The organism is Streptomyces sp. NPDC051133, from assembly GCF_040682635.1.
GTDB lineage: Bacteria > Actinomycetota > Actinomycetes > Streptomycetales > Streptomycetaceae > Streptomyces.
Genome location: NZ_JBFBBK010000001.1, coordinates 173,387 through 186,459, shown reverse-complemented (window position 1 = coordinate 186,459; position 13,073 = coordinate 173,387). Strand labels below are relative to the sequence as shown.

Sequence of the window (13,073 nt, the reverse complement as noted above, 5' to 3'; positions counted from 1 at the left end):
GCCCCCCCGCCCCCCGCCCCCCCCCCCTGGGGGGGGGGCGCCCCCGGCGCCCCCCCCCCCCCCCGGCCCCCGCCCCGCCCGCCCCGACACTCCCAGGGAGAAGCCATGCCGCAGCATCGACCGGCCCCGCCCGCCCGGCGCAAGAGGCACCGGGGGGCTCCGTGCGCGTGATCGGCCTGATGTCGGGCACCTCCTACGACGCCATCGAGGCGGCCGCCGCGGACCTCGCCCTGGACGGCGACACCCTGCTCCTGCGGCCCCTCGGACACCTGTCCGTCCCCTATCCGGACGATCTGAGGGACCTGATCGGCGCCACCCTGCCGCCGGCCGCCACCACCACACAGGCCGTCTGCGCCCTGGACACCGGCGTCGGCCGGGCCTTCGCCGACGCCGCCGGACGCGCGCTGCGCGAGGTGTGCGACGGCGCCGCCGACCTCGTGGTCTCGCACGGGCAGACCATGCACCACTGGGTCGAGGACGGCACCGTCCGCGGCACGCTCCAGCTCGGCCAGCCGGCCTGGATCGCCGAGGCCACCGGGCTCCCGGTCGTGTCCGACCTGCGCAGCCGGGACGTGGCGGCGGGCGGGCAGGGCGCCCCGCTGGTCGGCATGACCGACACCCTGCTGCTGCGCGCCCTGCCCGGCACGCCCGCCGCGCTGAACCTCGGCGGCATCGCCAACGTCACCGTCCTCGCCCCCGGCGCCGAACCGCTGGCCTTCGACACGGGCCCCGCCAACGCCCTGCTGGACGCGGCCGTACGGCACTTCACCGGCGGCACCGCCGGCTACGACGAGGACGGACGCAGGGCCGCCGCCGGCCGGACCAGCCCCCGCCTGCTGCGCGCCCTCCTGGACGACCCCTACTACCGCAGGCCCGCGCCGAAGACCACCGGCAAGGAGCACTTCCACCTGCCCTACCTGCAACGGGCGCTGGAGGCCGAACCCACCCCGGACCCCGACGACGTCGTGGCCACGCTCACCCGGCTCACCGCCGTCACCGTCGCGGACGCCTGCCGCGGGCACGGGGTCACCGAACTGGTCGTCTCCGGTGGCGGCACCCGCAACCCGGTGCTCATGCGCATGATCGCGGAGGAACTGCCCGGCGTGCGGCTGCGCCCCAGTGACGACCTGGGCCTGCCCTCCGACGCCAAGGAGGCCCTGGCCTTCGCCGTCCTCGGCTTCCTCACGGTGCACGGGCTGCCCGGCACCCTGCCGTCGGGCACCGGCGCCCGACGGGCCACGCTGCTCGGCAGCATCACCCCCGGTTCGGCGCCGCTGCGCCTGCCCGAACCCGCCGCGCAGGCGCCCCGCCTGCTGCGCGTCGACCGCCACCCCCACTGAACCAGTCCAGCAGCGAGGATCCATGACCCCCACCGCCGCCACCCCTCCCGCCGCACCGGCACCGGCCACCGCCGAGCGGGCCGCCGACCTGGGCGAGCTGCTGTCCTCGTGCGTCGGCGACCCGGCCCGGGTGACCACCGACGTGCCCCGCAGGGTCGCCGCCGCGCACGACGCGTCGCCGTACCTCTTCACGCCGCGGGCCGTCGTGCGCGCCGCGTCCGCCGCCGAGGTGGGCGCGCTGATGGCCGGGGCCCGTGCGGCCGGGGTGCCGCTCACGCTGCGGTCGGGCGGCACCAGCCTGTCCGGGCAGGCGGGCGGCGACGGCATCCTCGTGGACGTCCGCAGCCACTGGCGCGCCGCCGAGGTCCTCGACGACGGACTGCGCATCCGCCTCCAGCCCGGACTGACGGTACGTCAGGCCAACGCGCGGCTTGCCCGGTACGGGCGCAGGCTCGGCCCCGACCCGGCCAGCGAGTCCGCGTGCACCATCGGCGGTCTGGTCGCCAACAACTCCAGCGGCATGAACTGCGGCACGCGGGACAACGCCTACCGGACCATGGAGTCCCTGCAGTTCGTGCTGCCGTCGGGCACCGTGGTCGACACCGCGGCACCCGACGCGGACGAGGCGCTGCGTGCCCGTGAGCCCGAACTGCACGCGGGGCTCCTCGCGTTGCGCGATCGCGTCCGCGCCTCGGCCGGCTCCCGGGCCACCGTCGAGCGGCTGTTCTCGATGAAGAACACCATGGGCTACGGCCTCAACTCGTTCCTGGACCACACCGAGCCCGCCGACATCCTCGCCCACCTCATGATCGGCAGTGAGGGCACCCTCGGCTTCGTCGGCGAGGCCGTGTTCCGCACCGTGCCCGTCCTGCCGCACACCGCCACCGGTCTGCTGGTGCTGCCCGGCCTCGCCGAGGCCACCGACGCCCTGCCCGCGCTGCTGGCGGCCGGCGCCCGCACCGCCGAACTCCTCGACGCGGCCTCGCTGCGGGTGGCGCAGCGGTCCCCGGACCCCGTGGACGAACTTCGAGGTCTGCGTGTCGAGCGACACGCGGCCCTGCTGGTGGAGTTCGCCGAGGACAGCGCCGAGGAGCTGGAGGCGACGGTGGCCGCGGCCCGGCCGGCCCTGGACCGCCTGCCCGCCGTCACCGGGACCGCGCTCGTCCGCGACCCGCGCGTCCGGGCCCGCCTCTGGCACCTGCGCAAGGGCCTGTACACGGCGGTCGCGGGAGCACGCCGGCCCGGCACCACCGCGCTCCTCGAGGACATCGCGGTGCCCATGGAGCGGCTCACCCGCACCTGCGAGGGCCTGATCGGCCTCTTCGGCCGGCACGGCTACCAGGACGCGGTGATCTTCGGCCACGCCCGCGACGGCAACCTGCACTTCATGCTCACCCAGGACTTCGACTCCGCCCCGGAGATCGAGCGCTACGCCCGGTTCACCGACGCCATGGTCGGCCTCGTCCTGGACGCCGGCGGCACGCTGAAGGCCGAACACGGCACCGGCCGGGCGATGGCCCCCTTCGTCCGCCGCCAGTACGGCGACGAACTGTACGACGTCATGCGGGAGTTGAAGCGGCTGTGCGACCCTCACGGCGTGCTCAACCCGGGTGTCCTCCTGGAGGACGACCCGGCCGCGCACCTGCGCAGCCTCAAGAGCGTGCCCGAGATCGACCCCGCCGTCGACGCGTGCGTCGAGTGCGGCTACTGCGAGCCCGTCTGCCCCACGGCGGACGCCACCACCACACCGCGTCAGCGCATCGCCCTCCAGCGCGAGATCGCGCTCGCCACCGCCGCCGGCGACGACGAACGCCGCCGTGCCCTGGAAGCCGACTACGCCTACGCGGCCGTCGACAGCTGCGCCGCCGACAGCCTCTGCGTGACCGCGTGCCCGGTCACCATCGACACAGGCGCGGTGATGAAGCGCCTGCGCGCCGAACGCCACGGCGCCACCGCACAGCGCGCCGGCAGCGCGACGGCCCGGCACTGGCAGGCCGCGGTCAAGGGTGTGCGCGTCGCGCTCGGCACGGCGCACGCCGCGCCCGCCCCGGCCGTACGCGCCGCGACCGGCGCCCTGCGCCGGCTGGGAGCTGGGGAACTGGTGCCCGCCTGGGCCGACGACATCCCGCGCGGCGGCCCGGCCCGGCCCGGCCCGCGGCGGCCCGCCGGGGCACGGGCGGTGTTCTTCGCCGCCTGCATCGGCAGCGTCTTCGCCGCGGAGGGCGCCTCCGACGGGGCGGCGGCGGCCTTCCTGAGGCTGTGCGACCGCGCGGGCGTACCCGTCGTGGTGCCGGAGGGGCTGTCCGGCCTGTGCTGCGGCACCCCCTGGCAGTCCAAGGGCTACACCGCCGGGCACCGCACCATGGCCGCCCGCACGCTTCAGGCGCTGTGGGAGGCGAGCGACCACGGCCGGCTGCCCGTGGTCTGCGACGCGTCCTCCTGCACCCACGGTCTGGGGCAACTGCCCGGCGCCCTGCCGGAGTCCGACCGTGCCCGCTTCGCCGCCCTGCGCTTCGTCGACAGCGTCGCCTTCACGGCCGAGCACCTGCTTCCCGCGCTGCCCGAGCCACGCCGCCTGGGCAGCCTCGCCCTGCACCCCACCTGCTCCACCGTGCACCTGGGCCTCGACGGCGCCCTGCGCACCGTGGCCGCGGCGGTGAGCGACGAGGTCACCGTGCCCGACAGCTGGGGCTGCTGCGCGTTCGCCGGCGACCGCGGCCTGCTGCACCCGGAGATCACCGCGAGCGCCACCGCCGCCCAGGCCGCCGAGATCACCGCGGGCACCTACGACGTGTACGCCTCCTGCAACCGGACCTGCGAGATGGGCATGACCCGCGCCACCGGCCGCCCCTACCGGCACGTGCTGGAACTCCTCGACGAGGCGACCGCCTGAGCCGCGACTGGCTCCACTGGACCGACCGCGGCGCGCCACCGGGAGGGAACACGCTCAACCGAGCCGCGCTCCCGGCAGCGGCAGCGGGAGCGGGAGCGCCGGGCGAGCCCACTGGCGGGGATCGCAGCTCTCAGCAGCCGCTGAACGCTCGGCACCGTGGGCATGCCTCGTGTATACCTGCATGTATGGGTGCGGGGCGTGTGCCGGTGGACCGCCTCCCGGAGCAGCAGTTGGGCCGCAGGCTGGTGGCGATCCCTCTTGCGCTGATCGTCGTGATCACCCTGGTGGACATCCATTCCCCGCCGGACGTCCATCTGGGCCCCTTGCTGGTGATCGCGCCGGCCCTCACCGCGTCCCTGGCCGGGCCGCGGCTGACCGCCCTGGTCGGGGCACTGGCTGTGGCCGCGCAGGTGCTCATCGCCGTGTTCCACGGCGGACTGACCACGCCCAACCACCTCTCGCAGATCGCCGCCCTGACCGTGTTGTCCGCTCTGGTCGTCTTCGTCTGCCACGTGCGCGAGCGGCGCAGCAGGGAACTGAAGCGGGCACGGTCGGTGGCCGAGACGGCTCAGCTCGTACTGCTGCGGCCACCACGGCGCCGGATCGGGCCGCTGCGGGTGGCCTGGCTGTACCTGGCGGCCGAGGACGAGACCCGCATCGGCGGCGACCTGTTCGCGCTCGCCCGCTCCGACCGCGGCACCCGGTTGATCATCGGCGACGTCCGGGGCAAGGGACTGGCCGCCATCGGTGAGGCGTCCATGGTGCTGGGCGCGTTCCGTGAGGGCGCGCACCGCTACGACACCCTGCCCGATCTTGCCGCGGGCCTGGAGGTGAGCGTCTGCAGAGGCCTGGAGGACGTCGCGGACACCGAGCACGATGTGGGCGAGCACTTCATCACCGCCCTGCTGCTCGACGTGCCCGACCACGGCACACAGGTCGAGATGGTCAACCTGGGCCACCCCCCGCCCCTGCTGCTGCATGACGGCCAGGTCACCGTCCTGCACGCACGCCGCCCCGTGCCCCCGCTGGGCATGTGCGAACTGCCCGCCCCCAGCCACCGCGCCGACCCTTTCACCTTCGAGGACGGCGACATGCTGCTGCTCTACACCGACGGTGTCATCGAAGCCCGCTCGCCCAAGGGAGCCTTCTATCCCCTCGCCGAGCGCGCCGCCTCCGCCCCCAGGTCCGGGCCCGAGGCCCTGATCCGGCACCTCCACCACGACCTGCTGGACCACGTCGGCCACGACCCCGGAGACGACGCCGCTCTCCTGGCCCTCGAACGCTACGGCGCCCACCACCTCCACCGGCCGCACACCCCGGCTCGCCCCCTCGAAGGCCGCCGTCGACCCGGCTCCGACGCGGAGCCGGTTCCCAGGGGCCCTTCCTGAGTCCTGCAGCCACCGGCCTCCTTCGCCCGGCCGAGGAAATCGGCACGGGAGCGGAAAGGACGTCCTTTCTCTCACGTCTGTCGTACGGGGTGCTCTGCGTGTTTCATGGAGGTGTGGCCTGCGGTGCGCGACCATACGGGAAAGGAACACCGAGACAGGAAGAAGGACGGGCATGTCCGGCAGTGAAAGCGAGAATCCGGCAATCCCTTCACCGACGCCCACACCGACTCGGCGGCCCAGGACGAACCGTGACTGGTGGCCGAATCAGCTGGACCTTCAGGTTCTCCACCAGCATTCTCCCCGATCCAACCCGATGGACGAGGACTACGACTACGCGCGGGAATTCGCGACCCTCGACGTCGACGCGCTGAAGCGTGACGTCTTCGAGGTGATGACGACGTCCCAGGAGTGGTGGCCTGCCGACTACGGTCACTACGGGCCGCTCTTCATCCGGATGAGCTGGCACGCCGCGGGAACGTACCGCATCGAGGACGGCCGCGGCGGTGGCGGCAGCGGCGCACAGCGCTTCGCCCCTCTCAACAGCTGGCCGGACAACGCGAGCCTGGACAAGGCGCGCCGGCTGCTCTGGCCGGTCAAACAGAAGTACGGCCGGAAGATCTCCTGGGCCGATCTCCTGGTATTCGCGGGAAATTGCGCCATGGAATCCATGGGGTTCAAGACGTTCGGGTTCGGTTTCGGGCGACAGGACATCTGGGAACCCGAGGAGATCTTCTGGGGACCCGAGGACACCTGGCTCGGAGACGAGCGCTACAGCGGCGACAGGGAACTCACCGGTCCCTTCGCCGCCGTACAGATGGGACTGATCTACGTCAATCCGGAGGGGCCCAACGGAAACCCTGACCCGTTGGCCGCCGCCCGGGACGTCCGGGAGACGTTCGGACGCATGGCGATGAACGACGAGGAGACGGTCGCACTCATCGTCGGCGGTCACACCTTCGGCAAGTGCCACGGTGCGGTCGACGCCAGTTACATCGGCCCGGAACCCGAGGCCGCCGCCATCGAGCAGCAGGGCCTCGGCTGGCGGAACACCTACGGCAGCGGCGTCGGCCCCCACGCGCTCACCAGCGGTCTGGAGGGCGCATGGACCACAGAGCCGACCCGGTGGGACAACGGGTACCTGGACAATCTCTACGGGTACGAGTGGGAGCTGACGAGCAGCCCCGCCGGCGCCCACCAGTGGACTCCCTCGGATCCCGCGGCCAGGGACACCGTGCGCGACGCCCATGATCCGTCGAAGCGGCACGCCCCCATGATGCTGACGACGGACCTCGCCCTGAAGGTGGACCCGGTCTACGGTCCGATCACGAAGAGGTTCCACGAGAACCCGGACGAACTGGCGGTGGCGTTCGCCAAGGCCTGGTACAAGCTGCTGCACCGCGACATGGGCCCCGTCTCGCGTTACCTCGGCCCGTGGATTCCCGAGCCGCAGCTGTGGCAGGACCCCGTTCCCGCCGTCGATCACGACCTGGTCGGGGACGAGGACATCGCCGCCCTCAAGGAGCAGATCCTCGCCTCGGGCCTTACCGGCTCCCAGCTGGTCACCACCGCCTGGGCGTCGGCGGCGAGCTTCCGCGGCACGGACAAGCGCGGCGGGGCGAACGGGGCACGCATCCGGCTCGCGCCGCAGAAGGACTGGGAGCTCAACGACCTCCCCGAGGTGACCGAGGTCCTGCGCACGCTCGAGCGGATCCAGCAGGACTTCAACCGCTCCCAGACCGGCGGCACGCGGGTCTCCCTCGCCGACCTGATCGTCCTCGGCGGGTGCGCGGCCGTCGAGCGGGCCGCGAGGGACGCCGGGCACGACATCACGGTTCCGTTCGCCCCCGGGCGTACGGACGCCTCGCAGGAGCAGACCGACGCGGAGTCGTTCGCCGTGCTGGAGCCCAAGGCGGACGCCTTCCGCAACTACCTTCCGGCGGGTGAGAAGCTGTCGCCGGAGACCCTCATGCTGGACCGCGCCAACCTGCTGACGCTGACCGCTCCCGAGATGACGGTGCTGATCGGCGGCATGCGGGCCATGAACACCGGCTTCAAGGGAGCCCCCCACGGCGTCCTCACCCACCGGCCGGGAAGCCTGACCAACGACTTCTTCGTCCATCTGCTCGACATGGGCACGGAGTGGAAGGCGTCGGCCACGGACGAGAACGTGTTCGAGGGCCGGGATCGCGCCACCGGCGAGGTCAAGTGGACCGCCACCCCCGTCGACCTGATCTTCGGTGCGCACTCCCAGCTCCGGGCGGTGTCGGAGGTCTACGCGGCCCGGGACGCGGGAGAGAAGTTCGTACGTGACTTCGTGGCGGCGTGGGACAAGGTGATGAACCTCGACCGGTTCGACCTCGCCTGAGTCCGACGTCCCGGTCGGCCCTCACCGGCCGACCGGGACGTGGCGGAGCCCGGCCCTCGGCGGTGCGGGGCCGGGTGCCGGTGGCCCCCCGCAGGTCGACCGCGGGTGTGCGTGGGCGATGCTGTGGGCTGTGAGAGGTGATCTGCGCCGAGCCGGCGCCGGACCCGGGGACGGAGAAGGAGACGGTGACGTCGACGGGGGCGCCCGTACGGCGTCCGCTCCCCCGCCGCTCCCCGCCGGGCGCGCGCACCGGCCGGGCCGCTCCCGGCTGCGGCGGTGGCTGCGGCGCGCCGCGCTGGGCTGTGCCGTCGTACTGGTGACCGTCACGACGGCCTCGTTCGTCTACAACGGCGTCACGGCCGGGCGCGCCGCGCCGCCGCGCGGGCTCAGGTACGTGCAGGCCGCCGACATCCGCACGCGGTACCAGACCTGGGGCACGGCGGGCCCGCCGGTCGTCCTGGTGCACGGCGCCTTCGAATCCGTGGACACCTGGTCGCGCCTCGCCCCGCTGCTCGCCCGCGGCCACCGCGTGTACGCGCTCGACCTGACGGGCGACGGATACAGCGAGCGCCACGGCCCGTACACCGTCGACCATTTCACCCGGCAGTTGCTGGGCTTCCTGGACGCCATGCGCCTCGGCGGTCCGGGCGAGCGCCCGCTGCTGGTGGGGCATTCCAGCGGAGCCGCCGTGGTCACCGAGGCGGCGTTGCGGGCCCCCGGCCGGCTGGGCGGTGTGATGCTCCTCGACGGCGACGCGCTGGACACGGGTGCCGGGCCGCCGCCGTTCGTCCGGTACGTGCTGATCGACCCGTACCGGACCAGCCTGCTGCGGCTCGGGCTCGGCATCGACGCGGTGATCCGCAGGGTGTACGACGCTCAGTGCGGCCCCGCCTGTCCGCGGCTGGACGCCGCCGGTCTGGATCAGTGGCGGCGCCCGCTCCGGGTGCCGGGCGCGGAGAAGGCTCTCTGGAGCATGCTGGCCGCGGGCGTGCCGGGGCTGCCCGCGGACCGGGTCGCCCGGCTCGCCGGGGTGCGCCTGCCCAAGTCGGTGGTGTTCGGTGCCCAGGACGACGTGTTCACCCGGCGGACTCCGCAGGAGACCGCCCGGCGCATCGGCGCACCGCCCGCGACGCTCATCCCGGGCGCCCGGCACCTGACGCTGATCTCCAGCCCCGAGGCGGTCGCGGCGGCCGTGGACCGCCTGCTCCCCCCGGACGGTCCGAATGAGGCGCCCAGGTTCGATCGGTGAGCATTTCGTCAGCGGAAAATTCGCTGGAAATCGCTTGCCAGGTTTATCGCGCGGACCGTCCGAGATATTCTGTAGAATTGTGATCTGGGAAATACTGGGCCTGGGTTTTGTACTCAGTCTGGACAATTTCCGGGTATCGATCGCGCTCGGCACGGTCCCCTTCGGCTGGAAGCGCGCGGTGCAGGTCGCGCTGACCTTCGGGCTGTGGGACACGGTCATGCCGCTGGTCGGGCTGTTGATCGGTCACCAGATCGGGGAGTCCGTCGGGGACGTCGCCGATGTGGTGGGTGCGGCCGCGCTCGGCGGGTACGGTCTCTACCTCGTCATCTCCTCTCTCCGCAACCCCGAGCCGGAGGAGCTGGACTACCCGTGGGCGTTGTTCGGCATCCCGCTGACGCTGAGCCTGGACAACCTGTTCGCCGGGGCGAGTCTGGGGGTTCTCGGGCTCTCGCCGTGGTTCTCGGCCGGCGTCTTCGGCGTCATCACGGCAGTGATGTCGCTGGCCGGGCTGCGGCTCGGGCGGGCCGCGGCGCGCCTCATCCGGATCCGCCCGGACCTGCTGAGCGGGGTGACGCTGATCATCGCGGCCGCGGCGCTGCCGTTGTGGTTCGGCGACTGACCCCCGAGTCAGCCCGGACGGCCGGATCGTGACCGGGCGACAGGTGCCGGACCGGGCCGGTGCGGGCGGGGAACCAGCAAAGGATCGTCGTCCCGCGAACCGGAGTTGGCCGCTTCGACCGCCCGGGCGACCACGTCGTGGTCGGGCGACAGGTGACAGACCGGGTCGGTGCGGGCGGCGTCGCCGGTGAGCAGGAACGCCTGGCAGCGGCACCCGCCGAAGTCCACCTCCCGCCGGGGGCAGCTCCGGCAGGGCTCCGGCATCCAGCCGGTCCCGCGGAACGCGGTCATCACGGGGGCCTCGGCCCAGATCCGCTCCAGCGGGGCCTCCCGCACGCTGGCCCGCGGCAGCGGCAGGGGCTGGGCGGCCGGGCAGGGCAGGACGTCGCCGTTCGGCGTCACGGTCAACTGCCGGGACGCCCAGCCGCCCATGCAGGGCTTCGGGTAGCGGCTGTAGTAGTCGGGGAGGACGTAGACGATGTCCATGCGGTCCCGCAACCGCTCGCCGGCGGCCCGAACGACGCTTTCCGCCGCTTCGAGCTGGGCCCGGCTCGGCAGCAGCGCGGCACGGTTTCGCCAGGCCCAGCCGTAGTACTGGGTGTTGGCCAGCTCCACCCGGTCCGCGCCCACCTCCTCGGCCAGGGCGAGCACGTCGGCGACGCGGTCGATGTTGTGCCGGTGCAGCACCACGTTCATGGTGAGCGGCCAGCCCAGTTCCTTGACCAGGCCCATCGCCTCGATCTTGCGCCGGAAGGAGGGGATACCGGCGATCCGGTCGGACACGGCCGGTTCGTCGGCCTGGATGCTGATCTGCACGTGGTCCAGTCCGGCGGCCCGCAGCTGTTCGGCCCTCGGCCGCGAGAACCCGAGGGCGCTGGTGATGAGGTTGGTGTAGAGGCCCAGGTCGTGGGCGTGCGCCACGAGTTCCACCAGGTCGCGCCGCAGCAGCGGTTCCCCGCCGGACAGGTGGCACTGCAGGACTCCCAGTTCCTCGGCCTCGGTGAACACCCGCAGCCAGTCGTCGGTGCTCAGCTCGTCCCGGTAGCCGGCCAGGTTCAGCGGGTTGGAGCAGTACGGGCAGGCCAGCGGGCAGCGGTAGGTGAGCTCGGCGAGCAGCCCGAGGGGGCTATCCATCGCTGAGCACCACCCAGCGCCGGGCGACGAGCCGGGCCAGGAACCGGCGGACCTCGTCGTCGGGGACGGTCTCGTAGCGCGCTCCCAGTTCGGCCACGATCTCGGCCACGGTGCGCCGCCCGTCGCACAGTTCGAGGATGGCCGCGCCGCTGCCGTTCAGGACCACCACCGTCTCGGGGTGCAGCAGGACCTTGCGCTGCCGGGTGCGGCAGAAGGTGAGCCGTACGTGGGCCGCCAGCCGGGGCCGGTCCGAGCCGTCCACCCCGGCGCCGGGCCGGGTGCTGCCGCTGGTCCGGGTCGTCGCCGCGTGGGTCGGGTCCATGGTGGTCACTCCGGGTAGGCCTGGTCGATGGCGTCCATGAGGCTCCACAGGACGTCGCACTTGAAGGACAGCGCGTCGACGGCGCGCGTCCGGGACTCGGCGGTGAGACAGTGCGCGGTGACCACCTCGAGGGCGTGCTCGCAGTCGCGGGGGGCCTGCTCCAGGCGGGCGCGGAAGTAGGCGAGGCCCTCGGGGGCGATCCACGGGTACCACCGCTCGAACGCGGCGAGCCGCGCCGCCATCAGGTCGGGCGCGAACAACTCGGTGAGCGAGGACGCCACCGCCTCCACCCACGGGCGGGTCCGGGCGAAGTTCACGTAGGCGTCGACGGCGAACCGCACCCCGGGGACCAGGTGCCGGTGGTCCCGGATCTCCTCACGGGTCAGCCCGGCCGCCTCGCCGAGGCGCAGCCACGCCTCGATGCCGCCCTCGCCGGCGGCGGTGCCGTCGTGTTCGGCGATCCGCCGGATCCAGCGGCGACGGACCTCGATGTCGGGGCAGTTGGAGAGGATCGCGGCGTCCTTGCGGGGGATGTTCTCCTGGTAGTAGAAGCGGTTGGCCACCCAGCCCCGGATCTGCCGGCGGCTCAGCCGGCCGGCGTTCATCCGCACGTGGAACGGGTGCTGGTCGTGATAGCGCCGCGAGTGGGCCCGCAGCGTCTCGACGAACTCGTCGGCGCCGGTCGTGGTGGTTGTCGTCGTCACGGCTCTACACCTGGACCTCGAGGCCGTCCACGGCCACTTCCATGCCGCTCTCCTCCACGGTACGCCGCTCGGGTGTGTCCTGAAGGAGGATCGGATTGGTGTTGTTCATGTGCACGAAGATCGTCCGCCCCACGCCCAGCGACGGGAGCTGCGCCAGGCTGCCGTCCGGGCCGTCGACGGGCAGGTGGCCCATCTCCCGGGAGGTCTTGGCGGCCAGGCCGAGCCGTACGAGTTCGTCGTCGCGCCAGCAGGTCCCGTCGATCAGCAGGCACGCGCAGCCCTCGATCTCCCCGCGCACTGCCGCGGTGAGCGACTGCACCCCCGGCAGGTACACCAGGCTTCCCCCGCTGCGCTCGTCGGTCAGCCGGTAGCCCACGACGCGGCCGTGGTCCACCCCGGCTCCGAACCGGTCGCGCTTGGTGGTGGGTACGTCGAACGCCCGGCAGGTCAGCCCGTCCGCCAGGGCGAGGCCGGTGCCGGGGATCACCGCCCGCCATTCGACCGGGCAGTAGCGTTCGAGCGTGCCCAGGATCCCCGATCCGTCGGACAGCGTCTTGCGCACCGCAGGTGTGGCGTACAGCCGCAGGGCGCGGGCCTCGCGCAGCAGGAGCAGGCCCAGCGTGTGGTCCAGCTCGGCGTCGGTGAGCAGCACCGCCTCCAGCGGCGTGGTCCGGTCGTCGCGCGGGTGCAGGCCGGGGAAGTCCTCGATCTGGGTGCGGACGTCGGGCGAGGCGTTGACGAGGAACCACCGGCGGCGGTCGGCGCTGACCGCGACCGACGACTGGGTGCGCGCGGGGCCGGCCCGGGAGCGGACCGCGGCGCACACCGGGCAGCCGCAGTTCCACTGCGGGGAGCCGCCCCCCGCCGCCGAGCCCAGCACGCGCAGCAACACGTCGGCACTCCGTTCGTCGTTCATCGGGGGGCCCGGACGCGTCGGAGGGCCCCGATCCGTCGTCGGCCCGGCCGTCCGTGGCCTGACCGGCCGTCGGGGGGGGGGGGGGGGGCGGGGGCGCGCCCCCCCCCCCCCCCCCCCCGCCGCCCCCCCCCCCCCCCCCGGGTA

Annotated in this window: 10 protein-coding genes; 6 read left to right on the top strand and 4 right to left on the bottom strand. The window is 73.3% G+C overall.

Going from position 1 to position 13,073, the window contains the following annotated elements:
* The first annotated feature begins 161 nt into the window (after positions 1–161).
* The 6 genes from AB0N17_RS00895 to AB0N17_RS00870 all read left to right on the top strand — a co-directional run bounded on the left by AB0N17_RS00895 (position 162) and on the right by AB0N17_RS00870 (position 9,854).
* Positions 162–1,340, top strand: a complete 1,179-nt coding sequence (locus AB0N17_RS00895; protein ID WP_366008898.1) for an anhydro-N-acetylmuramic acid kinase — start codon at positions 162–164, stop codon at positions 1,338–1,340.
* 22 nt (positions 1,341–1,362) lie between these two features.
* Positions 1,363–4,233, top strand: a complete 2,871-nt coding sequence (locus AB0N17_RS00890; RefSeq protein ID WP_366008897.1) for an FAD-binding and (Fe-S)-binding domain-containing protein — start codon at positions 1,363–1,365, stop codon at positions 4,231–4,233.
* 185 nt (positions 4,234–4,418) lie between these two features.
* Entirely contained in the window at positions 4,419–5,621 is a 1,203-nt protein-coding gene (locus tag AB0N17_RS00885; RefSeq protein ID WP_366008896.1) for a PP2C family protein-serine/threonine phosphatase, read from the top strand.
* Between the two features lie 172 nt (positions 5,622–5,793).
* Positions 5,794–7,986 (top strand): catalase/peroxidase HPI, encoded by a 2,193-nt coding sequence (gene katG, locus AB0N17_RS00880; RefSeq protein WP_366008895.1) that lies wholly within the window; start codon positions 5,794–5,796, stop codon positions 7,984–7,986.
* A gap of 130 nt (positions 7,987–8,116) precedes the next feature.
* Positions 8,117–9,235: an alpha/beta hydrolase gene (locus AB0N17_RS00875; RefSeq protein WP_366008894.1), complete on the top strand. Its 1,119-nt coding sequence runs from the start codon at positions 8,117–8,119 to the stop codon at positions 9,233–9,235.
* Positions 9,236–9,314: 79 nt separating this feature from the next.
* Complete coding sequence (locus AB0N17_RS00870) at positions 9,315–9,854, top strand: manganese efflux pump (RefSeq protein ID WP_366008893.1); 540 nt, start codon at positions 9,315–9,317, stop codon at positions 9,852–9,854.
* Positions 9,855–9,862: 8 nt separating this feature from the next.
* On the opposite strand, the gene pqqE is transcribed toward AB0N17_RS00870, so the two are convergent.
* From pqqE to pqqB, 4 genes are read right to left on the bottom strand one after another with little or no spacing between them, the layout of a single operon-like run.
* Positions 9,863–10,987, bottom strand: a complete 1,125-nt coding sequence (gene pqqE, locus AB0N17_RS00865) for a pyrroloquinoline quinone biosynthesis protein PqqE (protein ID WP_366008892.1) — start codon at positions 10,985–10,987, stop codon at positions 9,863–9,865.
* A complete protein-coding gene (gene pqqD, locus AB0N17_RS00860; protein WP_366008891.1) occupies positions 10,980–11,309 on the bottom strand; it encodes a pyrroloquinoline quinone biosynthesis peptide chaperone PqqD in 330 nt (109 codons plus the stop codon). The genes pqqE and pqqD overlap by 8 nt, the downstream gene beginning before the upstream one ends.
* 5 nt (positions 11,310–11,314) lie before the next feature.
* Positions 11,315–12,013, bottom strand: coding sequence for a pyrroloquinoline-quinone synthase PqqC (pqqC, locus tag AB0N17_RS00855; RefSeq protein ID WP_366008890.1), 699 nt, complete (start codon positions 12,011–12,013; stop codon positions 11,315–11,317).
* Between the two features lie 4 nt (positions 12,014–12,017).
* Positions 12,018–12,929, bottom strand: a complete 912-nt coding sequence (gene pqqB / locus AB0N17_RS00850) for a pyrroloquinoline quinone biosynthesis protein PqqB (RefSeq protein ID WP_366008889.1) — start codon at positions 12,927–12,929, stop codon at positions 12,018–12,020.
* Positions 12,930–13,073 lie beyond the last annotated feature (144 nt).

What these genes read in the sequence shown, in the direction of transcription:
- AB0N17_RS00890 (WP_366008897.1), top strand. Translation starts at nt 1,363, where the DNA reads ATGACCCCCACCGCCGCCACCCCTCCCGCCGCACCGGCACCGGCCACC.
- AB0N17_RS00885 (WP_366008896.1), top strand. Translation starts at nt 4,419, where the DNA reads ATGGGTGCGGGGCGTGTGCCGGTGGACCGCCTCCCGGAGCAGCAGTTG.
- katG (WP_366008895.1), top strand. Translation starts at nt 5,794, where the DNA reads ATGTCCGGCAGTGAAAGCGAGAATCCGGCAATCCCTTCACCGACGCCC.
- pqqE (WP_366008892.1), bottom strand. Translation starts at nt 10,987, where the DNA reads ATGGATAGCCCCCTCGGGCTGCTCGCCGAGCTCACCTACCGCTGCCCG.
- pqqD (WP_366008891.1), bottom strand. Translation starts at nt 11,309, where the DNA reads ATGGACCCGACCCACGCGGCGACGACCCGGACCAGCGGCAGCACCCGG.
- pqqB (WP_366008889.1), bottom strand. Translation starts at nt 12,929, where the DNA reads ATGAACGACGAACGGAGTGCCGACGTGTTGCTGCGCGTGCTGGGCTCG.